The sequence below is a fragment of the Cohnella sp. SGD-V74 genome, assembly GCF_003001675.1.
Classification (GTDB): Bacteria; Bacillota; Bacilli; order Paenibacillales; family Paenibacillaceae; genus Cohnella.
The window spans coordinates 35,733-58,015 of the sequence record NZ_PVYW01000019.1; the positions used below are offsets into that span (position 1 = coordinate 35,733).

A 22,283-nucleotide genomic window follows, 5' to 3' on the forward strand; every position below is an offset into this window, starting at 1 on the left:
GATCGGCGCACCGCGGCCTCCTCTCGAACGAGATCGCCCCCCTCTTAAACGAGGCCTGGGCCTCCTCCCAAACTTTCGAACAACACAGCAAAGCCGGACCCATAGGTCCGGCTATAATAAGTTGTAGCATAGCTTATATCTTACGAACGACGTCCGCCGCGTCCGCCACGTTTGGATTCGGTGCTTTTCTTAAGAGTAGAAATTCGTTCTTCGCTGTCCTTGAGGAAGCGAGACAATTTGTCATCAAAAGAGGGAGACCTTCCGAAACCGCCCGGCTTGGAGGGACGACCGCCGCGCTCGCGGGGTCCGCGTTGTTGCGTTTGTTGCGAGTATTGCTGTTCCGGCGGTTTGTCCACGGCTTGACGAATGGACAGTCCGATCTTGCCGTCCTTGTCCACATTAATGACCTTGACCTTAACCATGTCATTAATCTTCAAGTGCTCGTGAACGTCTTTCACGTAGCTGTCTGCAATCTCGGAAATGTGGACGAGCCCCGTAACGCCGCCCGTTAAATCCACGAACGCTCCGAAATGCGTAATGCCGGTAACCTTGCCCTCCAGTTTGGTTCCCACTTCGATGGCCATAAAAACGGATGTTCCTCCCTGAACCTGAGTATGCCCGGACTTTACACGTCCGGTTATGCAAATTATAAACGACAAGCGGAAGCAAGGTCAACAGACGTTAGACTACCCGGGAGGCTAATCGGGAAGTTATTTCGTCTTGATCGGCACTTCGCCCGGAAGGCCGAGTCCATGTTCTTTGCGGGCAAGCTGCCCTATGTATTCGTCGTCGTTCAGGCGTGCGATCTGCAGCTTTAACTCTTCGTTCTTCGCTTGGGCATCGGCGAGCTTGCGATTGGCTTCTTCCAATTGAGCCGAACGATCGTTGATCTGTCCGGATTGGGTGATCCATACGTAACCGGCCCAGCTTAGAAATAAAATGACGACAAACAGCAGTAATTTCAACCTTCTGCGCGCGCCCGTCGCCGCGGGGGTCGCGGCCTTTGTACGCGAAGTCAATCCCGATGCCTCCTTCCCAAGCAAGCTTGCGCTCCGAGAGTTAGGGAGCGACGCGATCATTATAGCATACTGGACATACGGAGAAATATCCTTCTTCGGATTCAATTCCGGCAAGAACGTTGTCGAACCAAAGCAACACGAACGTCATGCGAACGCTAACTTTTTTTCCGGAAAATGTCCCGAATTTGCCTTAATCGATCGCGAAACCGCCGGTATGCGTCCGCGACGGGAGCCAGTCTTCTTCTTGCGGGAAGGAGCTTGATCCACAGCCAGCGGCCAAGCGCGCCGAACGGTTTGAACAGCAGCTTGCCCGTCCACAGCAGCGTTGCGGCCGTCACGACGAACAGAATATCCAACAGCTTGGCCAACAATCGGACAACCCAAAGCACGGGAACGATCAGCAGCGCGCGAACAAGCCTCCATACGAACAGGGACAGCGACTTCACGATGTCGATCAGCTTCCCCGTGAATCGAACCATCCATGGGCTTAGCAGTCCGAAGTAGCCGGTCACGCCGATCCCGAGGCCGAGAAAGACGTACATCCGGACCTCTCCCTGATTGCTGGCGAGCAGCACCGAGAATACGCCCAATGTAGCTGCCGCCCAATAAGCCACGTCCAATGCGGGCAAGAGCCATCTGGCGACGTGAAACCGATGGGAAGCCACCCGGTAGACGTCGAATGCCAGTCCCATGGCCAGGCCGCACAGCATCATGGTGGCAATCGTCATGCCTTGCGCCGCCGCGTTCACTTGAACAACTTCCCGAACAGGCCTTTGGATTTCGTTCCCGCCGTGCTGCCGTCCAGGTAAACCAGGGAATGGATCGTGCCCTCGATCGAGACGAGTCCTTGATCCAGGCTTAAGTTCTTCATATGCAGGTTCTGTCCGCGAACGGTCAAGTAGCCGCATTCCGTCTCCAGCAGAAACTCTTCGTTGTCGAAGCTGTCCACGTTGCTGATGCCGGTAATATCCAGCGTCTTGCGGTTCAGCATCCGGATTTCCTGATGCTTGGTGCCTTTCGCATGTTCCATGGAGTTCCCCTCCCCTGCTAGCGGTAGTTCAAAAAGTCCGGTTTTGATCACGAAGCGAACTTTTTGAACACATATTTAAGACTAGCCTATGGGCATGGGAGTTAAATTAGAACCGGCTTGCGCTCTATCGGATAACGACGCTCACCGGCTTCGTAACGGTCAGCTCGGCGCCTGCGTATACAGGAAGGCCGGACTGCGGCTCGATGCGGAACAGGACGACCGAATCCGAGTTCTGATTCGCCGCGACCAGCCACTTCCCGTCCGGGGAGAGGGCGAAGTGCCGCGGAAATTTGCCGCGCGTGGAGACGTAACCGGCGGGGCTCAGCTTGCCCGTCTGCTCGTCGATCGCAAGGACGCCGATGCTGTCGTGGCCGCGGTTGGAGACGTACAGGAAACGTCCGTCCTTCGATGCGGCGATCTCGGCGCACCAGCTCTCTCCCGTGAAGGAAGGCGGCAGCGTGGACAGCGTCTCTTGGCGTGTCAGCTTGCCCGCCTCATATGCGAACCGGGTAACGGTGCTGTCCAGCTCGTTAACGGCATAGACGGCGCTGCCCGACGGATGGAAAGCGAGATGGCGCGGGCCTGCGCCCGGCTCCAGCGAAGCTGCGTCGTGAGCGACCCACTGGCTGCCTTCCGTGTCGCGGGCATACGTCATGATCTTGTCCATGCCCAAGTCGGCGACGAGCAAATATTGCCCGTCCGGGCTGAACGTGACGGAATGCGGGTGCGGCCCTAGCTGCCGATCCTGATTCGGTCCCGAACCAGTGTGACGGAAGCGGATCGACGGAGGTCCCGGACGCTCGTCCGAACGGACCGGATACAGCATGACGGACTCCCCGCTGTAGTTGGAGACGGCCAGCCAATCTTCCGAAGGCGTGAGCGACAGATGGCACGGATGGGCGCCATGGGTCGGATGGTATTGGCCCGGTCCCAGCTTGCGAGTGTCCGCGTCGATCGGGAACGAAGCAAGCTGACCGCCCTCCGCCTTGTCTCCGTCCACGTCGATATGCTCTTCCACCTCGCTGACCGCATAGAGGCGAGTCCCGCTCTTGTTCACGCGCAGAAACGACGGATTCTCGATATTCCCATACTCCGCCGTCTTCACCAGTTCCCCCGTCTCCGTCAACAGTTCCGCCCTCGTAATGCCGACTTCATTTTTCGCGCCGTAGGCGCCGATCCATATTTCGTAGGTTTTGGTCATGGTAAAATGGCTCCTTAGATGAAAATAGAGTTCCGCCCGCGAAGGGAAAAGCCCCTATTATCATACAACATTTAGAAATAATTCCATAGTGATCGGAGGCGATTTGACCCGAGCACGATGTTCCCGAAACTACCTGATTGGCGCAATGCTACTCATCAGTTGCACGTATAATTGCCTCGTGCTATCTATAAGAATAGAAATAAGGAGCCGGACGCCATCCGACTCCCCTGTACAACATCTTGGATGGGAAACCTCCGAGCAAACCCGAAAATAACCCGTTCCCCTGGCGTCAACCTGGGCGGGTTATTTTCGCTTTTTCAGATAAGTGAGCAACGCCAGCAAGAACATGCCGAGCATAATCACTTCCGTAAACTTGTGCAACTCCGACTACCAGTTGCCTCCGCGCTTGATTTCCTCGATGATCGCCTTAACCCCTGCGTCGATCTGCTCCGGCTGCGTCTGCGAGATGCTGATGCGCAGAAATTTCTCCCGCTCCAGATAGTCCGACAGGTAGTACGCTTTGTCCGAAACAACGTTGACATTCCTGGCTGCAAGACGCTTGATCAGACGGTCCACATTCACCGTCGGCTGCAGTTTAAATTGCATATAGATGCCCGAACGAATGTCCGGCACTTCGATCAGACCCGCTTCGTTGTACCGTTCTACCGCCTCGTTCAACGCCTGCATCCTCGATGCGTACAAGCTGCATATTTTGTGCTTGTGCCGCTCGTACATGCCGTTCTTGATATACACCTCGAGCGCCGCCTGGGACAGCAGCGACGTGTCGGGGTAGACTTTATACGCGTGGAACGTCTTGAGCAGCCGCTCCGGCAGCACGATAGCTCCCAACCTTAGGCCGGGGAAAATGATTTTGGAGAAGCTTTTCACGTAAACGACGTGCGAGCTCGTATCGTAAGCATAGATCGGGTCGAATTTGCGATCCGCGCCGAGGTCCGCCATATAGTCGTCCTCCAGGACGTACACGTCGTATTTGCCCGCCAATCTGGCGATCGCTTTCCTCTCCTCCGCGCTGTAGGTAGTGCCGAGCGGATTGTGGAATCTGCACATCGTGTAGAAAAATTTAATGTCTTCGCTTCGGAATTTCCGCTCCAATTCCGCCAAATCGATCCCCGCGCCCGTACGCGCGATGCCGGATACCGGTATGCCTTCCGTCTCCAGCAGCCGCAAGTAGCCGTCATAGCTCGGCTGCTCGACCAGAACCGTCTTTTTGCCGCTGGGAAACGGCATTCTCGCCATAATCTCCAGCGCCTGATACGCGCCCGGGGTGACGATGATTCGCTCCGGCTTGGCGAATACTTGATCCTCGGCCAGATGAGTCGCCAGCGTCCGTCGGAAGGACTCCAGCCCTTTGGGATCGCCGTAAGTAAATAAATCGTACTTATAGATATCGATCGCTCTGTTCAGACAGTGTTGAAAATCCAAATACGGAAACACGTCCAAGTCCGGCAGCACCGTGGCAAAATTGATCTCCGTCCCGTCCCTCTCGTCGCGCCAGTCCCCGGGTTTCTCGACGACGTAGAAGCCGCTTTGGGGGACGGAATACACGACGTGGCGCTTCTCCAGCTCCGCGTAGGCGCGCGCGATCGTGCTGACGCTGCACCCGTACGATTCCGCGGCGCTGCGGACGGAAGGCAGCTTCTGCCCGGGAACGTACTGCTTCTCCCGAATCTTGTTCTCCATATCGGACAGAATCGAAAAGTACTTTTTCACGCGCGCCCCTCCTTTCTCCCGACTGCGGTTGCCGATTTCGCCCTATTCCCGACGGAGGGGACGAGCAAGTCCCAGATGGTCGCGCAAGGTGTTTCCCATATAAGCGGAACGGTAGACGCCCCGATTTTGCAATTCCGGAACGACCAGCTCGACGAAGTCGTCAAGCTCGCCCGGCAAATGCCGGGGGAGAAGATTAAACCCATCCGCACCGTATTCCATGAGCCACCTTGTCAACTCATCGGCGATCTGCGACGGCGTCCCTTTCAAGGTCAAATGGCCCGCATCGCTCATGACGTGCCGGTAGAGCTCGGCGATAGTCCGCAAGCCCAGAGCTGCCGCCTGCGCTTTAAGCTCCCTATACCGCGCTCCCGGAGGCGCGCCGTTCGAGTCTGCATCGGGCAGGAGAGCGTCCAGCGGGTAATCTCGAACATCCAGACCGATCGCCAGAGAGACATGGTCCTTCCGAATGGTATCCCCCATAGCGCGCTGCCAGAGCTGTTCCTTCTCGCGCACCTCGGCTTCCGTCCGGCCGACGGTCACCTGAAGTCCGGGCATGATGACCAGATCGTTAGGGGAACGGCCATACTTGCCCATACGCGATTTCACGTCCTGATAAAATTGCTTGGCGTCCTGGAACGAAGGCTGCGCCGTAAAAATCATATCCGCATTACGCGCCGCTCTTTCTTTGAAGGTGTCCGATTCCCCGGCCTGAATCATCACCGGATGACCCTGCGGCGGTCGGGCCAGCGTAAGCGGACCTCGTGTCCGTCATGATTGATCGGATGCACCTTCGACGGCGTCATATAACGTCCGTCCGATCGATCTTGTCTGAACGCATCGTCTTCCCAGCTATCCCACAGCGCCTTCACCACCGAGACGAACTCCTCCGAATATATTCGTGACGCTTGTCGAGCGGAATCCGGTTGCCGTATGTAAAGTTGTGCGCATAGGCGTCTCCGCGCGAAGTTACGATGTTCCACGCGGCTCGGCCGCCGCTCAAATGGTCCATGGAAGCAAGCATTCTCGCCAGATGGTAAGGCTCTTGGTAAGTGGTCGAGACGGTCGCCGCCAAGCCGATGCGCCTGGTGATCCCGATCATCGACGATAACAGCGTAATAGGCTCCGGCCAGGCGTTCACGCCGCGGCCTAACGCATCTTCCTCCTGCACGTTGGACATCGCGTACTTGTCGGACAGGAACAGCATGTCGAATAATCCCTCTTCCGCCTTCTTCGCGGTCCGGCTGTGGAACTCCAATCCCAGCAGTCCGTCCGCCGCCGCTCCCGGATACCGCCATCCGCCGCCCAGATGGGCTGGCGACACCAACAAGGAAGACATCTTCAATTGCCTGTATACTCCCATTTTCTCATTCGTCCTCTCCGCTCTTTCTACTCATTATACTATACGTCCAGCAGTACGCTCACCCTAACTGTATCGATACAGTTGGAGCAAAAAGGCGTTGTTCCGACCTTGGTTCTGGCTTATCTTCAATACAACGGTTGAAACGTTCGCGAACACCTGCCGTTTGTTGGAGAGGATGATGTCCCCATGAATCGCAAAGAATTAAGGCTCGCATATTCCTTCGCCGTGCTGAACGCCGTCATTATTGGGCTGTCCTTCTTATTTGCCAAGGTCGCGCTCGAACATGCCGATCCGCTCGACACGCTGGCGTTCCGGTTTGCCGCTTCGTTCTTGGTCATGTCCGTGCCGGTGGCGCTCGGCTGGTTTAAGCTGTCGTACCGGGGCAAGCCGTTGTACAAAGTGCTGCTGCTGGCCTCGATGTACCCGCTTGGCTTTTTCACGCTTCAGGCGTACGGCCTGCAGCATGCGACCTCGGCGGAGGGAGGCATTCTGTACGCGTTCACCCCGATTGTCACGATGATCATCGCCGCCGTGTTTTTGAAGGAATCGACTTCCGTCCTGCAGAAGCTGTCGATCTTCCTATCGGTGTTCGGCGTCGTGTTCATCTTCGTGATGAAAGGCAGCGGCATCGATTGGTCGAATCTGACGGGGATCTCCTTGTTACTGTTGACGTGCTTCGCTTTCGCCGGGTATACCGTGCTGGTCCGTTCGCTCTCGAAGCAATTCAGTCCGGCGGAACTCACTTATTTGACGCTCGGAGTCGGGTTCGTCGTCTTTATGATCGTATCGTTCTCCAGCCATGCGGCGGGCGGAACGCTTGATCGCTTTTTCGCGCCGCTCTCCAGCACCCCCTTCGTCCTGTCCATCCTCTTCCTGGGCGTGGTGTCCTCGCTGGTCACGTCATTGTTGGCCAACTACATCCTGTCCAAAATGGAAGCGTCGAAGATGAGCGTATTCGCCAATCTCTCCACAATCGTCTCCATGGGGGCCGGAGCGATGTTCCTCGGAGAGGAATTGACAATGTATCATCTGATCGGGTCGGTACTGATTATCGCCGGGGTCATCGGAACGAACCGTTTGGGTCGTAAAAGAGCGGCCGGGATTCCCTCGGATGAAAGCCGTGCGAACAAGGGCATGAAAGCTTCTGCTATTAAAAATTAACCAAAGAAGATCGAGGAGTGTGGAGTATATGTTATCTGCTGCGCAAACTGATTTTTTCGCCATCGTTCGGGAACGTCGTTCCGTTAAACAATATGACGTCTCGCACCGTCTAAGCGAACAAGAGATTAAAGAGCTGCTGGAGATTGCCGGAAGCGCGCCTTCCGCCTGGAATCTTCAGCACTGGAAATTCCTCGTGCTCAACGACAAGAAGGCCCAAGCGAAGCTGCTGCCTATCGCCTACGACCAACGGCAAGTAGCGGAAGCTTCCGTCGTCATCGCCGTATTGGGCGACCTCGAAGCCCATCTGAACGCCGAAGAGGTCTACGGACCTGATGTGAAAGCCGGAAAGCTGTCGGAGGAGATCAAGTCGGGTCTGGTCAGCCAAATTGAAGAGGCCTACGCGGACGCTTCAGCCTTCCCGCGCGACGAGGCGATCCGCAACGCATCGCTTGCCGCGATGCAGCTCATGCTCGCGGCAAAGGCGGCGGGGCTCGATTCGTGCCCGCTTGGCGGTTTCGACCCTGATCAATTCACGGAAGCGTTCGGCGTTCCTTCGCGCTATGTGCCGGTCATGCTAGTCGCGATCGGCAAGGCGGCCGCTCCGGCTCGTCCTTCTCCCAGGTTCAAGGCCGAACGGACGGCGGTCTGGAATCGTTTCTGACCTCTTGCAGAAACTTCAAAAGTCCCCCGGACCGGAGAATGACTCTCCCGGACCGGGGGACTTCAATTTAGGGCGCTTACGGAACCTTTCGGCAGCTCTCGCGAACAACCAGCTCGTGCGGAAGAATAATGTCTCCCTTCGCGGCTTCGGGGTCCGAAATCTGTTTCAGCAAGGTTTCCATGGTGATTTTGCCCATGTGATGGATGGGCTGCTCCATCGAGGTCAGACGGGGGCGGACGAGCTCCGTCATCTGGCTGCCGTCGAACCCCATGACGGAGATGTCCTCGGGAATGCGCAGGCCGTGGTCCCAGATGCAATTCATCGCACCGATCGCCATATCGTCGCTCACGACGAACACCGCGCCGGGCCGCTGCTTGTTGTTCAGCAGCTCCTTCATGAGCTCGTAACCGCTCTTGACCTTGTAGTCGCCGAACCGAATGTTCTCATAGACGATCTTGACCGAATGGTCGGCGAGCGCATTGCGGTAACCGCTGTAGCGGTTCTGTCCGGAGGTCACGTCGCGCAGGTCGCCGCCGATAAACCCGATGCTGTCGTGGCCCAGCTCGATTAAATATTTCGTGGCGTCGTAAGCCGCCTGATAGTCGTCGATGATAATGGAAGTGAAGTCCTGATCCATCGGCTTGACACTGGAAAATACGACCGGGATGTTCGTCTTGTGGATTTGCGCGCGAATGTCTTCGTTGATTTTCTCGTGCATGATAATGATGCCTTCCACGCGCATTTCCGTAAAGACGTTAAGGTACTTCAGCTCCTTGTCGATGTCCTCTATAATGTTGCACACCAGCAGATTATAGCCGTTCGAGCTCGCGGCTTCCTCGACACTGCTCAGGATGGTCGAATAGAAGCTGGAGGTCAAATCGGGCACGATGACGCCGATCAGGTTCGTCTTCTTGAGCACCAGGCTGCGCGCGATATGGCTCGGCGCGTACCCCAGCTGTTCGATCGCCTTATTGACCTTCCTTCGCATCTCGTCCTTGACGTATTTCTCGCCGTTCAACACTCTCGATACCGTGGTCACAGAGACTCCGGCCACTCGGGCCACGTCTTTGATTTTCGCTTGCAATAGACTCACCCTTTAATTCTCGTCAGTAAACATGGTCATGGTTAGTTTCGACGAATTCCTCCGGAATTCCTCTTCGTTGCCTCGTCGATGGCTCCCTCTCCGACAGGGGCCCCGGGTACGAGCCAGGCGTGAGCGGGATCGTTGGCGATTCTCCAAGTCCGTCTAGGTCCGGCCATCACGTTCAAATAATAGACTTCGTAGCCGGGTGGAGCCGACACCGGGTGGTACCCTTCCGGTACGAGAACGACCTCTCCGTCGTTCACGGCCAGCGTCTCGTCCAACGAGCGATCGTCGGTATAGACTCTCTGAACGGCAAACCCTTGCTTCGGGCTGACCTCATAGTAATAGGTCTCCTCTAGCAGGGATTCGTCCGGCAGCGCGTCGCGATCATGCTTGTGCGGAGGAAAGCTCGACCAGTGGCCGGCCGGCGTGAATACCTCCACCACGAGCAAGCTGTCCGCGGCTTCCGTCTCCGGCAGAATATGATGGATGAGCCGAGCGGTGACGCCTTCGCCTCGATGCTCGACCGCCGTTTGCTCGGGGGAGATCAACCGAGCTTCCGCGCTTCCCATGCCGGGCGCCCAGCAAACCGCAAGCCGCAGCTCCGAACGTGCGGTCAGCGTAAACTCGTCTCCGGAGGGAACGTAGACGGAGAACGGGGGAATTTTCTCGAAGACGCTCATCCGGCGTCCGATCCGCTGCCATTGCGATCCGGAGGAGGTCGTCACGTCCGCCACGCCTCCCAGGAGAACGAGGCAAGCTTCGCGCTCTTCGGTGGCTCGCCGCAGCGTCGCCCCGGGCTCCAGCCGGTACACCTCGAATCCGACGTGCGCCCAGCCGGCCGATTCCGGGGTAATGCGAAGCACATTGCCTTCGTCGTCCGGAGCCGGGCGGGGTTTTACGATTAGTTTGCTCATCCTAGCAGCCTTCTTTCCCGTAGAGGTTGGGGCCGGTTCTACCAGCGGGAGGTGACCATTTTCTTTCTCGTATAAAATTCCACTCCGTCCGTGCCGTTGGCATGCAGGTCTCCGTAAAACGATTTTTTCCACCCGGAGAACGGGAAGAAGGCCATGGGAGCCGGAACGCCCAGATTGACGCCCAGCATGCCGGCATCGATCGTCTCGCGGAATTGCCGCACGTTGGAGCCGTCCTGCGTGAAAATGCAAGCCCCGTTGGCCAGCTCGGAACGGTTGGCGATCTCGATCGCCTGCTCCAGCGAATCGGCGCGAACGATCGACAGCACCGGCGCGAAAATCTCTTCCTGCCATATTTTCATCTCGCAGGTCACTTGATCGAAGATCGTCGGTCCGACGAAATAGCCCTCGCCGCCGCTTGTCGCGTCCCGACGCCCGTCTCTGAGGAGAACCGCCCCTTCGCTCTCGCCCGATTCGATGTAGCCCAGCGTACGATCCTTATGCGGGCCGCGAATGACCGGTCCAAGGAAAACCTCCTTGTCCATTCCGTTGCCGACGACCAGTCGGTCGGCCGCAGCCACGAGCTTCCCGACCAGCAAATCGTAGGCCTCCGCAACGGGAACGACGACCGCGCAAGCCATGCATCGCTCTCCGGCGGAGCCGAATGCGGCGTTCATAATTTGCGAGACCGCCCCGTCCATGTCCGCGTCCGGCATGACGATGGTATGATTTTTGGCGCCGGCCAGCGCTTGCACTCTCTTGCCCCGCGCCGAGGCCGTCTTGTAGACGTGTTCGGCGACCGGCTGGGAGCCGACGAAAGAGATCGCGATTACGTCCGGATGCTCCAACAGGCCGTTCACGATGTCATGCGAGCCGTGAACGACGTTTAGTACTCCGTCCGGCAGACCGGCCTCCCGGATGAGCTCGGCCAGACGATTGGCAAGCAGCGGTGTGCGTTCGGACGGCTTCAATACGAAGGCGTTGCCGCAGGCGATCGCAAGAGGGAACATCCAACAGGGGACCATCATGGGGAAGTTGAACGGGGTAATGCCGCCAATGACGCCAATCGGGTAACGATACATCCCCGACTCCACGTTCGTCGCGATGTCCGGAAGCTGCTTGCCCATCATCAGCGAAGGCGCTCCGGCCGCGAATTCCACGCATTCGATGCCGCGCAGCACCTCCCCGTGCGCTTCGTGGTAGCTCTTCCCGTTTTCCTTCGTAATGATCTCGGCCAGCTCTTCCCAATGCTCCGTCAGCAGCTGCTGGTACTTGAACAAGATTCGGGCTCTGCGAGGGACGGGAGTTTTGCTCCAGGTTTTGAACTGCTCCTTCGCCGCCGCGACGGCGCGATCCAGATCCGTCTTTGAGGAGATCGGAACATGAGCCAGAACCTCCTCGGTCGCCGGATTGTATACGGGTTCGGTTACGGTCGAATCGGAGGCGACCCACTCGCCCCCGATGAAGTTTTTCAAGATTGCGGCTGTTTGAATCATTTCGGATACCACCTCTCGCATTATTGACGTTGCGCCGACCGCATGAAATCCTCGACCTGCCGAAGCCTCGGCATGGCGTCGGAACAGCTGTGGCTGGAGATGACGATCGAAGCGCACGCGCTGCCGAAGGCCATGCTGCGGCCGACTTCCCAGCCCTGCATCAAACCATAGATGAATCCGGCGGCATAGGAGTCGCCCGCGCCGAACGTCTTGACGACCTTCGCCGGGAAGATCGAGCCCCGCTCCGCGCTCCCATCCTTGCCGTAGGCGATCGAACCGTCCTTGCCGTGCTTGATGACGACGATCTCCGCGCAATGATCGAACCACGCTTTCGCCGTCGCATCGTCGCTGCGCTCGCGATCGCCGTCAAACCGCTCCAGCCTATCGAACTCCTCGCGCGTGCCGATGATAATGTCGCTCTTCTCCGCTGCGAGCTGATAATAAACCGCCGTCTCCTCCGGGGATTTCCATGTATAGGGCCGATAGTCAATGTCGAAAACGACTTTGACGCCGTGCTTGCGGGCATAGCGAAGCGCCAGCAGCACCGCCTCGCGAGACGGGCTCTTCGCGAGCGCCGTACCCGAGACCAGCAGCGTCTTGCTGCGCGCGATCAGCGCCTCGTCGACCTCGTCCGGCGCGAGCAGCAGGTCGGCAGCGTTATCCCGGTACATCAGAATGCTGCAGTCCTCGGGGCTCTTGATTTCTGTGAAGGCCAGTCCTGTAACCGCCCCGGTCCGATCCGTGACGACGCCTGACAGGTCGATGCCGCAATCGCGCAAATATTGCGCGATGAACCGGCCCATCTGATCGTCCGCCACTTTGCCGATAAACCCGGATTTCATGCCCAGACGGGACATTCCGATGCAGATGTTGGCCGGCGAGCCGCCGACGTACTTGGTGAAGGTGACTGTCTCCTCCATCGGACGATGGATTTCGTTCGCGTTCAGGTCGATGCACAGTCGTCCTATCGCCACGAAATCGAGCTCTCTGTCGGAATTGAATCGTACCGCGTTCATGTCTTCCCCTCCCGTTAATAAGGGCGAGCGGCCTCGACTCGCTGCCGCATTCTCCCGTGTGCCTCCAGCACCTTGCCGCTGGCTGACGCTGCGGGCACGCCCACGTGCCACCACGATTCGTAACCGCCCGTATTCGTTCCCGCGAGCACCTTGATCTCGATCAGCGCCGGACCTCGCTCCGCCTTCGCGTCGTTCAACGCCCGCTTCAGCTGCTCGGCGTCGCGCGCCGTGTAAGCCGCCGCCCCGAGACCGCGCGCGATCGTCGCGAAATCGATGGGCAGACGAGCGCCGTCCAGCTTTCCGCTCTCCTTGGAGCGGAAGCGGAACTCGTTGCCGAAGCCGTCGCTGCCATGCTCTCTCTGCAGATTGTGAATGCACTGGAAGCCGCTGTTGTCGAAGAGCAGAACGGTCAGCTTGACCCCTTCCTGAATGGCGGTCACCAGCTCCGAATGCAGCATCAGGAAGCTGCCGTCGCCGACGATCGCGTAGACGTCACGCTCCGGCTCCGCGAGCGCGGCTCCGAACGCGCCGGAAATCTCGTAGCCCATGCAAGAGAAGCCGTATTCCAGGTGATAGGTTTTCGGCTCGCTGCAGCGCCAGAGCCGATGCAGATCGCCCGGAAGGCTCCCGGCCGCGCCGACCGCGACGGCCCTCGGACCGGCGAATTCGTTGACGATGCCCAGCGCCCTCGTCTGCGTCAGCCCCTCCGGCGACTCCAGGCCGTATAGCCGATCGACCTCCCGATCCCACTCCGCCTTGCTCTCTCTAATGGATTCCGCCTCATAGCCGGACCGATAGCCGCGTTCCGATAACCGCTCCCGGAGCGCAACGAGCGTAAGCTTGGCATCCGCCGTCACGGCCGCCGCGTCCAGCTTCGCCGTGTCGAACGAGCTGACGTTCAGACTCAGGAAGGCCGCTTCCGGGTTCCGGAACGCCGATTTGGAGGCCGTCGTAAAATCGGTAAACCGCGTGCCGACCCCAATGATCAGATCGGCTTCAGCGGCGAATCGGTTCGCCGCCAGAGTGCCGGTCGTGCCGACTCCTCCGAGGCTCAGCGGATGATTCCAGGCCATCGCGCTCTTGCCCGCCTGCGTCTCCGCGACCGGAATGCCGAAATCCTCGGCGAAAGCCAGCAGCTCCTTGGTCGCGTCCGCGTAGTGAACGCCTCCGCCCGCAACCAGCAGCGGCCTCCGCTTGCTCGCGACCAGCTCGACCGCCCGCTGTAAGGCGTCCGGAGCCGGCGGACGGCGCTCCAGGCAGTGGACGCGCTTCGCGAAGAAGCTCTCCGGATAATCGTAAGCTTCCGCCTGGACGTCCTGCGGCAACGCGAGCGTCACGGCCCCCGTATCGGCCGGATCGGTCAGCACGCGCATGGCGTGCAGCAGCGACTGCATCAGCTGCTCGGGACGGACGATACGATCCCAGAAGCGGCTGACCGCCTTGAACGAATCGTTGGCCGATACCGTGTAGTCTCCGGGAACCTCCAGTTGCTGAAGCACCGGGTCGGGCTGCCGGGAAGCGAAGTTGTCTCCGGGCAGCAGCAGGACGGGAATCCGGTTCACCGTCGCCGTAGCGGCTCCCGTTACCATATTGAGCGCGCCCGGTCCGATGGAGGACGTGCACGCGAAGATTTGCCTGCGGTTCTTTTGTTTCGCATAGGCCGTCGCCGCGTGCACCATCCCTTGCTCGTTCTTCCCCTGAATGAAGGCCAGGCTGCCGGCGGCACCCCGCTCCAGCGCCTCGCCGATGCCCGTAACGTTGCCGTGACCGAATATGCCCATCACCCCGGCGACGAATTTCGTTTCCTCGCCGTCCACGGATACGTATTGCCGATCCAGAAATTTCAACAGCGCTTGCGCCATGGTCAATCGAATTTTGTTCATTGCCGTCCCTCGATTTGTATGGTTTGAACGTGCTTCGCGGGCTGCGTCCTACGCCAGCTTCACGATGAACGTCTTGATCTCGTAAGGCTTGATCTCGAAGCTTGCGGACTCGGATTCGGCCGCGCCGGACATGGGCTGCTCCATCAAGGTACACTCCCGCAAGGACACGATCCGGCAGTCTCCGGTCATCTCCACCCGGCTGCGCAGGCCCGCGTATTCATGAACGCGCACGACGAGCCGTTCGCCGTCCTCCGACTTCTTCACGGCGTCGACCATCACGTTCGGAGCCGACAGCGTCAGCAAGGAGAAGCCGCCTGGCTTCGCGCCGGAGCCCTTCCGGGCGGTAAGCGGATTGTTGAGGCTCCACGCTTCCCGAACCGTGCCTGCCGAATACCAGTCTCCCTCGTGCGGGTAAAGGGCATAGACAAACGAGTGCTCGCCGATGTCCGCGTCCGGATCGGGATGAACGGCCGATTTGATCAGGGACAGCCGCATCACGTTGTCCTTGATGTCGTAGCCGTATTTGCAATCGTTCAACAGGCTGACGCCGTAGCCGCGCTCGGACAGGTCGGCCCATTGATGTCCGACCGTCTCGAAGCGCGCCCAGTCCCAGCTCGTATTCCAGTGCGTAGGGCGCTTGACGTTGCCGAACTGAATGTCGTAGGTCGCCTCCGTCGCGCGCACGTCCACAGGGAAAGCGACCTTGAGCAGCCGCTGACGCTCCCGCCAGTCGACGCGCGTCTTGAAGTCGATGCGCCGGCTATCGGCGTAGACGGTCATCCTCTGGATGACGACGGATTGCCCGCAGCGCCATTCGAATTCGACCGCGGCCGCCAGCGGCCCCGTCCCCACCAGCTCGGCGGAAACCAGATCGGACACCTCCTTCATCTTCTCCCGGTAGAAGATGTCGATGTCCCAGGCATCGAAATGGAGCGGCTTATCCTCGAACACTTGCAGCACGTTGCCCCGCTGCCCGCTCGCCAGCACGTCGCGTCCGTGATCCTTGTCGTAGATTCGGGTCAGTTGGCCCGCTTCGTTCCACGCCAGCTCGTAATACGGCGTCTGCAGCGAACGGCCGTCCAATCGAAAGGGAATGCGCTCTCCGTCTCCATCGCCAGCCCCCGCCGACTTCGGCGCGCAATGAATGTGGGCCAGACCCAGCGAGGGGATGACCGGCGTCTCGATGCGCCATGTTCCCTCGGCCAACTGCGCCCGCAGCGGGCGGCCCTCGGCATCCGTCCAAGCGCTGCCGGAGGCCGCGGCGCTCCCGTCCAGCTCCAGCACATCCCGTCTGGCCCACGAAGAACTGTTGAAGACGACGAACGTTCTTTCCGTCGCCGCGCCGCCGACGGACTGCGCGGCTTCTTCCCAGACCTTCGCCGCGATGGCCTCGGCCTCGGCGTACTCTTCCCGGCTGTCCTGATAGACCTCCGCGATCGAGGAGCCCGGAATAATGTCATGGAACTGGTTGCGCAGAAGGATCGTCCAGCCCTCGTTCAGCTGACGCTGCCGATAGCCGTTCCAGTCCCCTTGCACGGTCGCGGCGACCGCGCTCAGCCATTCGGTCTCGCGGTACAGCAATTCGAGCTTGCGGTTCATCTTCTTGTTGTAAGCCTGGCTGGTGTACGTTCCGCGGTGATATTCCAAATACAGCTCGCCGTCCCACGTATGCACGTATCGATCAGACTCTTCGACCGTCTTCTGAAGCCGCTCGAAATAATCGTCCGCGCGGCCCGGCTTCACGTGCGGCAGACCGGGAAGCTTGTCGAGCCTGCGGCACATCTCCAGCATCTCCCGGTTGACGCCGCCCCCTCCGTCCCCGTAGCCGTAGGACAGCAGAAGCTCCTGGTTGATCTCCTTGTCGCTGTAGGCGTTCCAGGCCCCTTGCACCGTCTCCGCGGTCAGAAGGCCGTTATACGTATAGAAGAAGGCGTTGGCCTCTTCCCAATCGTCCGGCGTCGTAATGAAATGCGTCAGCACCTCCGAGCCGTCGAGTCCGCGCCAGCGGAACGTATCGTGCGGCATCCGGTTGTATTGGTTCCAGCTGATCTTCGTCGTCATGAACGTATCGAAGCCGGATTTGCGCAGAATTTGCGGCAGCGCCCAACTGTAGCCGAACACGTCCGGCAGCCACAGGTACTTGCTCTCCGCTCCGAACTCCTCGCGCATGAAGCGCGTGCCGAACAGAAACTGCCGGACAAGCGATTCCCCGGAGGTCAGGTTACAGTCCGCTTCCAGCCACATGCCTCCGCCGATCTCCCAACGTCCTTCGCGAATCCGCTCGCGGATCTGCTCGTAGATTTGCGGATAATCCTGCTTGAGGTACGCGTAGAGCTGAGGCTGCGTCTGCAAAAATACGTATTCCGGGAACCGCTCCATCAGGCGCAGCACCGTAGAGAACGAGCGGGCGCTCTTCTCCCTCGTATGCTTAAGCCGCCACAGCCAGGCGACGTCGATATGCGTATGCCCGACTGCCGTTACCGTAACCGCGGAATGCTTGTCGAGCTTGGACAGCTCTTCGTGCAGGCGCTCCCTCGCCTCGCAGACGGAAGCATAGAAAGCTTCCGATTCCGGATAGGACCAGTCGATCGCCAGCAGCGCACGATCCAGCGCCTTGGTCAGAGCGATGCGGTCGGAGCAACCGTTCTCCAGTACCCGAATCGTATCCAGCACCGCTGTCCCCGTGTAATACAGATCGTCCGTTTGCTCGTCCAGCCAACAGAGCTCGGCGCGGCGAATCGTGTGCGCCCTCTCCCGGGGCGGGCCTCCGCCTTCCAGCCCCGACCATAGCCGAATATCCAGCCTTCCCGTCGAACCGGCCGAGCCGGTCGGCAGGAACACCTCTTGGTGATTGCTGTCCACGCCCTGGTACGGCGCTCCGTTCCAATAGAGCAGCGCTTCGAAGCCTTCGTTGTTGCCCCCGCCCGTCTCTCCGAAGTCGAAGCGCCCGAGCGCGGTCTTACCCGCCCATTCCGACGGAATCTCGACCGAACGCGTCAGCCAGACATAGCGGTCGCGGCCTTTCCAGGTTTCCCCGAGCCTAAGCTCGAATTCGGGCTCTCCCGCAGGAGGCGCTTCTCCGATCTCTCCATGCCTGTCCTCAACGGCTCCGAATGCCGTCAGCGGAATGGCATCGCGATAGCGCGCTTCGCTCAGCTGCTTTAATCGGGCGTTTAATTTCGATTCGGTGAAAAACATCGCGACGCTCCCCGCTTTCTATCCGATTTCATCCCAACGTTTTTTCCAGCTTCAACAAATGTTCCAGGCTCATCGCCAAGCTGTCGAACGGACTTCCCGAGCAGTAGTCCTGCTCCACCGCGAACCATTCGACGCCATTCTGCAGTCCCCATTGGAGGATAGGCGCAAAATCGATGACCCCCGCTCCGATCTCGGCGAACGTCTGCCTGTCGTCCGCCGTCATATCCTTGAGATGCAGAATCGGCATGCGGTTCGCGTATTGGCGAATGAAAGATAGCGGGTCGTGTCCGGCTTTGCGCACCCAATACGTATCGATCTCCGCATAGACGGACGGATCGTCCAGCAAATATTCGAGGGCGAATTTGTTCTCGATTGTCGTATGGAATTCGAAATCATGGTTATGATAGCCTGCGCGATAGCGCGTCCCCTTGATGTTGGAGGCGACCTCCAGCAAATCCTTCTTAACGCTGATGTAACCCTCCACGTTTTGGAGTCCGTCAGGAAGCGAGTGGCAGATGAAATCCGGAGTTTCGAAGAGATCGGCTTCCTCCAGCACGGCCTTCAAGTCGTTCTTCATCCGCTCCAGCCCGACGTGCATTCCCGCCGCTCTCAGCCCCAACTCCTTCATGACGGCGGCAATATCGCGCGCGGGATAACCGTGCAGCCCGTCGATCTGGACGGCCGCCCAGCCCATCTCCTTCAATCGCCTCAAGACGCCGGGGAAATCCTTCTTCGCTTCGTTCCTGAGCGTGTACAGTTGCGCGGCCAGCTTATGTCTGATCATCGTCCAATCTCCTCCGTTCTCAGATCGAGCCAGTCGACCTCTTGTTGGGTGAGCCGCAAATTCATGGCCTTAACGGAATCCTCAAGCTCCGCCGGATTGCGGGGGCCGATAATGGCTCCTGTGGGAAAAGCCTGGTAGAGCACATAGGCCAGCGAGATTCGAATAGGCGGAACACCCATGCGCTCCGCCAACTCCATCGCCCGCCGGTACCGTTCCCAGTTCTCTTCGCTGTAATAGACGCGGACCATCTCGGAGTCCGACCGATTATCCGGCGTAAAGTGGCCCGAGAAAAAACCGCCCGCCTGCGCCGACCAGGACAGCAGCGGAATCCGCGTGCGCGCATGCCAGTCGACCGTCGGCCGATCGGCGGAGATGCAGCCTTCCCACCTGGGTTCGTTGGCCTTGGCCAGGCTCAAGTTCGTGCTGCTGAACGCAAATCCCGTCAGTCCGCGCGCCTCGGCATATTCGTTCGCCTCCTGAACTCGCCGGTACGCCCAGTTGGATGCGCCGATCGCCCGGATTTTCCCGGCGGCGAGCTGCTCGTTCAGCTCTTCGACGATCGGTCCGACCTCCACGGTCGGATCGTCGCGATGGAGCATGTAGAGATCGATATAGTCGGTGCCTAATCTCTCCAGGCTTTCGGACAAATCCTTGCGAATGGCTCCCGGATTGACGCGGGGCCCCGGACTTCCGTCGTCGTGATGGGCGCCCTTGCACAGAATGACGACCCGGTCGCGAATCTTCTTCTCCGCGATCCAGTCTCCGAGTATTTTTTCTTTGCCGCGATATTGATGGGCGGTATCGAACGCGTTGCCCCCGGCGGCGATATACGCATCGAACATCTGCCGCTTGGGTTCGTCCATCACCCTCAAATCTCCCGTGCCCATAATCAGCCGCGACATTTTTTTGCCCGCGCCCGGAATTTCAATGGTTTGCATGCCGCATTCTCCTTAAGTATCGCGAGTTGTATTCAAAGCTGGCTTCCATGCGCCACCGTCTGCGACTGGGACAGCTCGGAATCGTGTTCCCGAATGAAATCTTCCAGGCCGGCCAAATCCTTCGCGCCCGTGCTTCCTCCGTAAGCCCCGACGGACAGGGCGCCGCTGGCATTACCGTACTTCAAGCAGGCGGCGATATCCAACCCGGACAAGAAGCCGTACAAATAGCCGGAGTTGAACGAGTCGCCTGCTCCCGTCGTATCCACGAGCCGCACAGGATAAGCCGTGCACGAGTATTGCACGCCGTCCATCACGGCGGCTGCGCCTCTGGCGCCCAGCTTAATGACGACTTGCTTGCCGTACTCGCCCATATAGCGCAGGCAATCCTCTACTTTCTCAAGCCGGGTGTAATGACGCGCCTCCGTTTCGTTCATGAAGAAGACGTCCATATGGCTCATCAGCTCGAACACGCCCTCGTACCATTCCTCCGTATCGTCCCAGCCTACATCGCAGGACAGCGTCAGTCCTCGTTCCTTCAACCGCTTGACCGCAGTCAAGTAGCGCTCGTGATTGCTTCTTCCCTTGTATCCGGTAATGTGGACATGGCCGCCTAGCGCCATTTCCTCCAGATCGATATGGTCCATGCGCAGTTCCTGGTTGGAGCCGGCATAGGAAATGAAGGAGCGGTCCGAATCCGTGTTGAAAGCAATGGAGATGCCGGTATGGTGGATCGCGCTCGTCTTGATAAAAGAGGTATCTATCCCGTGCAGGGCGAACTCCTCGCGAATGAATCTTCCCAAATGATCGTCGCCGAGAATGCCGTTAAAGGCGACGCGAAGGCCAAGCTTGGCCAGCGAGATCGCGAACAGGGCCGCGCCGCCTCCGACGTTCATCAGCATATTGTCCACGAAGATTTCCTGCCCTTTGGCCGGAACTTGATTGCCGCCCACCACGATCAGATCGATGTTGGCGTCCCCGATCACAATGACATCAAACTTTTTCAACTTTTTACTGCCCCTTCCATAATGCCCGCGATGAATTGACGACTGATGATCAAGAAGAAAACAATGAGTGGAATCGTCGCCAACAGCGTCCCCGTCATCACCATCGAGTAATCGGCCGTATGCACCGATTTTAATTGCTGCAGCACGAGCATCAGCGTGAACTTGGAGGAATCGTTAAGGATGATGAGCGGCCATAAGTAATCCTCCCACACGCCCATGAACGTCGTAATCGCCAAGAAAGCCAGAGCCGGCTTCAGAATCGGCAGCGCGATGCGCCAATACAGCCCGAACTTGCTGCACCCGTCGATCGTGGCCGCCTCCAGCAGCTCGTCGTGAATGGCCATTGCGTACTGCCGGATCCAGAAAATGCCGAAGGCTGTGGCGATGCCCGGTACGATTAATGCGTAATAGCTGCCGATCCAGCCGATCTCCTTCATGATGATAAACTGCGGAACGAGCAGCATCTGGCCCGGGATCATCATCGTGGCCATCATCAGGAAAAACAGAAGGTGCCGTCCCGGAAACTTGAATTTGGAGAAGGTAAAGCCCGTTAAGGAATTAAAGAAGAGCTGCAGCGCGGTACTGACCGACGCGACGAACAGCGTATTCAGCAGCGCTCGCCAGAAGTCGATGCTGTCCATGACTTTCCCGAAGTTGGTCGCGAACGAATCGCCGAAGGTAAACCTGGGCGGGACAGCAAAGATCGCGGCCGTTTCATTGGTGGACATGACCACCAGCCAATAGAACGGGAATATGGACAGCAACACGCCGATGACCAAAAAGGCATGAGCAAATGTTTTGCTGATCAGCAGGTTATGACGCATGAATTTGTTCACCCCTTGTCTCAATCATCGGACTTATTGAATAGCTTCCAATTAATGATCGATATGATGCCGATAATAACGAACAGCACCCACGATACCGCGGCCGCATACCCGTAATTCTGGTAAATAAAGCCTTCGCGGAACATATACAGCACGATCGTGTCCGAGCCCGGATACGGCGAACTGTTGTTGCCGGCCAGCACCTGCGGTTCGGTGAAGATCTGGAAGCCGCCGATCGTCGACATCATGACGGCGAACAGGATGATCGGCCTGAGCATCGGCAGCGTAATTCTCCAGAAAACCTGATGCGTTCTGGCGCCGTCCAGCTCGGCCGCTTCGTAAAGATCCTTCGGTATTCGCTGCAATCCGGCGAGGAAAATGATCGCGTTGTAGCCCATGTACCTCCAGCCGATCATCGCGGCAATGATGGTGCGAACTCCGAATTCGGTGTTGAACCACGGAATTTTGCCCAGGCCCAGCTTCTCCAGCACAAAATTGATCAGGCCGTATTCATTGCCGAACAGGGATTGAAATATAATAACGACTGCGACCATAGCCGTAATATTCGGAAGAAAAAAGGCGATCTTGAAAAAACCTTTGAAGCGGACAATGGACAGGTTGATGACGAAAGCCACGACCAGGGCGCAGAACAACTGAGGAGCGTTGCCCATCACCCATAACGCCAAGTTATTGACCAGCGCTTGCCAGAAGGACGGATCGGTCAGCATATACTTGAAATTGTTCAAACCGACGCTCTTCATCTCGCCTATGCCGTCCCACTTCTGCGTGGAGAGATACATGGAGAAGAAAATCGGAAATACCGAAAAGATCAAAAACAAAATATAGAATGGAGAAATAAACAAATACAGTATTCGGTTTTTGATAATCTCCTTGAATAGAGCTCCCATGCTCATTCCCCCGTGAATTTGACGAGGCAGGGTCCGACTTGCCGGTCCCCGCCCCCGTCTCCTATTTCGTT

At 58.4% G+C, this 22,283-nt stretch carries 22 protein-coding genes; 2 read left to right on the plus strand and 20 right to left on the minus strand.

The window, feature by feature from the left end; genetic code table 11:
• Positions 1–140: 140 nt before the first annotated feature.
• From B0G52_RS25435 to B0G52_RS36495, 9 genes are all read right to left on the minus strand, one after another.
• The gene (locus B0G52_RS25435) at positions 141–584 is read right to left on the minus strand and encodes a S1 domain-containing RNA-binding protein (protein ID WP_094048516.1); all 444 of its coding nucleotides are present in this window, start codon (positions 582–584) and stop codon (positions 141–143) included.
• Positions 585–710: 126 nt separating this feature from the next.
• Positions 711–1,019, minus strand: coding sequence for an FtsB family cell division protein (locus B0G52_RS25440; RefSeq protein WP_158223863.1), 309 nt, complete (start codon positions 1,017–1,019; stop codon positions 711–713).
• 155 nt (positions 1,020–1,174) lie between these two features.
• A complete protein-coding gene (gene yabQ / locus B0G52_RS25445; RefSeq protein ID WP_094048520.1) occupies positions 1,175–1,768 on the minus strand; it encodes a spore cortex biosynthesis protein YabQ in 594 nt (197 codons plus the stop codon).
• Positions 1,765–2,049, minus strand: a complete 285-nt coding sequence (yabP, locus tag B0G52_RS25450) for a sporulation protein YabP (RefSeq protein WP_094048522.1) — start codon at positions 2,047–2,049, stop codon at positions 1,765–1,767. Before yabP ends, yabQ begins: the two co-directional genes overlap by 4 nt.
• Before the next feature lie 124 nt (positions 2,050–2,173).
• On the minus strand, positions 2,174–3,250 hold the full coding sequence (locus tag B0G52_RS25455) for a lactonase family protein (protein WP_094048524.1): 1,077 nt from the start codon (positions 3,248–3,250) through the stop codon (positions 2,174–2,176).
• A gap of 387 nt (positions 3,251–3,637) precedes the next feature.
• Positions 3,638–4,981 (minus strand): aminotransferase-like domain-containing protein, encoded by a 1,344-nt coding sequence (locus tag B0G52_RS25460; protein ID WP_094048526.1) that lies wholly within the window; start codon positions 4,979–4,981, stop codon positions 3,638–3,640.
• Between the two features lie 42 nt (positions 4,982–5,023).
• Complete coding sequence (locus B0G52_RS36485; RefSeq protein ID WP_255407514.1) at positions 5,024–5,698, minus strand: LLM class flavin-dependent oxidoreductase; 675 nt, start codon at positions 5,696–5,698, stop codon at positions 5,024–5,026.
• Positions 5,698–5,850: a hypothetical protein gene (locus tag B0G52_RS36490; protein WP_255407511.1), complete on the minus strand. Its 153-nt coding sequence runs from the start codon at positions 5,848–5,850 to the stop codon at positions 5,698–5,700. The genes B0G52_RS36485 and B0G52_RS36490 overlap by 1 nt, the downstream gene beginning before the upstream one ends.
• Entirely contained in the window at positions 5,847–6,341 is a 495-nt protein-coding gene (locus tag B0G52_RS36495; protein ID WP_255407513.1) for an LLM class flavin-dependent oxidoreductase, read from the minus strand. Before B0G52_RS36495 ends, B0G52_RS36490 begins: the two co-directional genes overlap by 4 nt.
• Before the next feature lie 186 nt (positions 6,342–6,527).
• Here B0G52_RS36495 and B0G52_RS25470 point away from each other — a divergent pair, with 186 nt between their 5' ends.
• Positions 6,528–7,502 (plus strand): DMT family transporter, encoded by a 975-nt coding sequence (locus B0G52_RS25470; protein WP_094048528.1) that lies wholly within the window; start codon positions 6,528–6,530, stop codon positions 7,500–7,502.
• Between the two features lie 28 nt (positions 7,503–7,530).
• Positions 7,531–8,163, plus strand: coding sequence for a nitroreductase family protein (locus B0G52_RS25475; RefSeq protein WP_094048530.1), 633 nt, complete (start codon positions 7,531–7,533; stop codon positions 8,161–8,163).
• 76 nt (positions 8,164–8,239) lie between these two features.
• On the opposite strand, the gene B0G52_RS25480 is transcribed toward B0G52_RS25475, so the two are convergent.
• Genes B0G52_RS25480 through B0G52_RS25530 form a run of 11 tightly spaced genes read right to left on the minus strand, consistent with a single transcriptional unit; the run spans position 8,240 to position 22,212 of the window.
• Positions 8,240–9,256, minus strand: a complete 1,017-nt coding sequence (locus B0G52_RS25480; RefSeq protein WP_233163044.1) for a LacI family DNA-binding transcriptional regulator — start codon at positions 9,254–9,256, stop codon at positions 8,240–8,242.
• Between the two features lie 32 nt (positions 9,257–9,288).
• On the minus strand, positions 9,289–10,164 hold the full coding sequence (gene iolB / locus B0G52_RS25485; protein ID WP_094048534.1) for a 5-deoxy-glucuronate isomerase: 876 nt from the start codon (positions 10,162–10,164) through the stop codon (positions 9,289–9,291).
• A 38-nt stretch (positions 10,165–10,202) separates the two neighbouring features.
• Entirely contained in the window at positions 10,203–11,657 is a 1,455-nt protein-coding gene (locus tag B0G52_RS25490) for a CoA-acylating methylmalonate-semialdehyde dehydrogenase (RefSeq protein WP_094048536.1), read from the minus strand.
• Between the two features lie 20 nt (positions 11,658–11,677).
• Positions 11,678–12,673, minus strand: coding sequence for a 5-dehydro-2-deoxygluconokinase (gene iolC / locus B0G52_RS25495; RefSeq protein ID WP_094048538.1), 996 nt, complete (start codon positions 12,671–12,673; stop codon positions 11,678–11,680).
• A 14-nt stretch (positions 12,674–12,687) separates the two neighbouring features.
• Complete coding sequence (gene iolD / locus B0G52_RS25500; RefSeq protein ID WP_094048540.1) at positions 12,688–14,556, minus strand: 3D-(3,5/4)-trihydroxycyclohexane-1,2-dione acylhydrolase (decyclizing); 1,869 nt, start codon at positions 14,554–14,556, stop codon at positions 12,688–12,690.
• Between the two features lie 48 nt (positions 14,557–14,604).
• Positions 14,605–17,754: an alpha-mannosidase gene (locus B0G52_RS25505; RefSeq protein ID WP_094048542.1), complete on the minus strand. Its 3,150-nt coding sequence runs from the start codon at positions 17,752–17,754 to the stop codon at positions 14,605–14,607.
• Between the two features lie 28 nt (positions 17,755–17,782).
• On the minus strand, positions 17,783–18,538 hold the full coding sequence (locus B0G52_RS25510; protein ID WP_233163046.1) for a sugar phosphate isomerase/epimerase family protein: 756 nt from the start codon (positions 18,536–18,538) through the stop codon (positions 17,783–17,785).
• Complete coding sequence (locus B0G52_RS25515) at positions 18,535–19,476, minus strand: aldo/keto reductase (RefSeq protein WP_094048545.1); 942 nt, start codon at positions 19,474–19,476, stop codon at positions 18,535–18,537. The genes B0G52_RS25510 and B0G52_RS25515 overlap by 4 nt, the downstream gene beginning before the upstream one ends.
• 32 nt (positions 19,477–19,508) lie before the next feature.
• Entirely contained in the window at positions 19,509–20,480 is a 972-nt protein-coding gene (locus tag B0G52_RS25520; protein ID WP_094048547.1) for a carbohydrate kinase family protein, read from the minus strand.
• Complete coding sequence (locus B0G52_RS25525; protein ID WP_094048549.1) at positions 20,477–21,304, minus strand: carbohydrate ABC transporter permease; 828 nt, start codon at positions 21,302–21,304, stop codon at positions 20,477–20,479. Before B0G52_RS25525 ends, B0G52_RS25520 begins: the two co-directional genes overlap by 4 nt.
• Positions 21,305–21,324: 20 nt before the next feature.
• Complete coding sequence (locus tag B0G52_RS25530; protein WP_094048551.1) at positions 21,325–22,212, minus strand: carbohydrate ABC transporter permease; 888 nt, start codon at positions 22,210–22,212, stop codon at positions 21,325–21,327.
• Positions 22,213–22,283: the final 71 nt, after the last annotated feature.

What these genes read in the sequence shown, in the direction of transcription:
- B0G52_RS25435 (WP_094048516.1), bottom strand. Translation starts at nt 584, where the DNA reads ATGGCCATCGAAGTGGGAACCAAACTGGAGGGCAAGGTTACCGGCATT.
- yabP (WP_094048522.1), bottom strand. Translation starts at nt 2,049, where the DNA reads ATGGAACATGCGAAAGGCACCAAGCATCAGGAAATCCGGATGCTGAAC.
- B0G52_RS25455 (WP_094048524.1), bottom strand. Translation starts at nt 3,250, where the DNA reads ATGACCAAAACCTACGAAATATGGATCGGCGCCTACGGCGCGAAAAAT.
- B0G52_RS36485 (WP_255407514.1), bottom strand. Translation starts at nt 5,698, where the DNA reads ATGATTCAGGCCGGGGAATCGGACACCTTCAAAGAAAGAGCGGCGCGT.
- B0G52_RS36495 (WP_255407513.1), bottom strand. Translation starts at nt 6,341, where the DNA reads ATGGGAGTATACAGGCAATTGAAGATGTCTTCCTTGTTGGTGTCGCCA.
- B0G52_RS25470 (WP_094048528.1), top strand. Translation starts at nt 6,528, where the DNA reads ATGAATCGCAAAGAATTAAGGCTCGCATATTCCTTCGCCGTGCTGAAC.
- B0G52_RS25475 (WP_094048530.1), top strand. Translation starts at nt 7,531, where the DNA reads ATGTTATCTGCTGCGCAAACTGATTTTTTCGCCATCGTTCGGGAACGT.
- iolB (WP_094048534.1), bottom strand. Translation starts at nt 10,164, where the DNA reads ATGAGCAAACTAATCGTAAAACCCCGCCCGGCTCCGGACGACGAAGGC.
- B0G52_RS25490 (WP_094048536.1), bottom strand. Translation starts at nt 11,657, where the DNA reads ATGATTCAAACAGCCGCAATCTTGAAAAACTTCATCGGGGGCGAGTGG.
- iolC (WP_094048538.1), bottom strand. Translation starts at nt 12,673, where the DNA reads ATGAACGCGGTACGATTCAATTCCGACAGAGAGCTCGATTTCGTGGCG.
- iolD (WP_094048540.1), bottom strand. Translation starts at nt 14,556, where the DNA reads ATGAACAAAATTCGATTGACCATGGCGCAAGCGCTGTTGAAATTTCTG.
- B0G52_RS25505 (WP_094048542.1), bottom strand. Translation starts at nt 17,754, where the DNA reads ATGTTTTTCACCGAATCGAAATTAAACGCCCGATTAAAGCAGCTGAGC.
- B0G52_RS25510 (WP_233163046.1), bottom strand. Translation starts at nt 18,538, where the DNA reads ATGATCAGACATAAGCTGGCCGCGCAACTGTACACGCTCAGGAACGAA.
- B0G52_RS25515 (WP_094048545.1), bottom strand. Translation starts at nt 19,476, where the DNA reads ATGCAAACCATTGAAATTCCGGGCGCGGGCAAAAAAATGTCGCGGCTG.
- B0G52_RS25525 (WP_094048549.1), bottom strand. Translation starts at nt 21,304, where the DNA reads ATGCGTCATAACCTGCTGATCAGCAAAACATTTGCTCATGCCTTTTTG.
- B0G52_RS25530 (WP_094048551.1), bottom strand. Translation starts at nt 22,212, where the DNA reads ATGGGAGCTCTATTCAAGGAGATTATCAAAAACCGAATACTGTATTTG.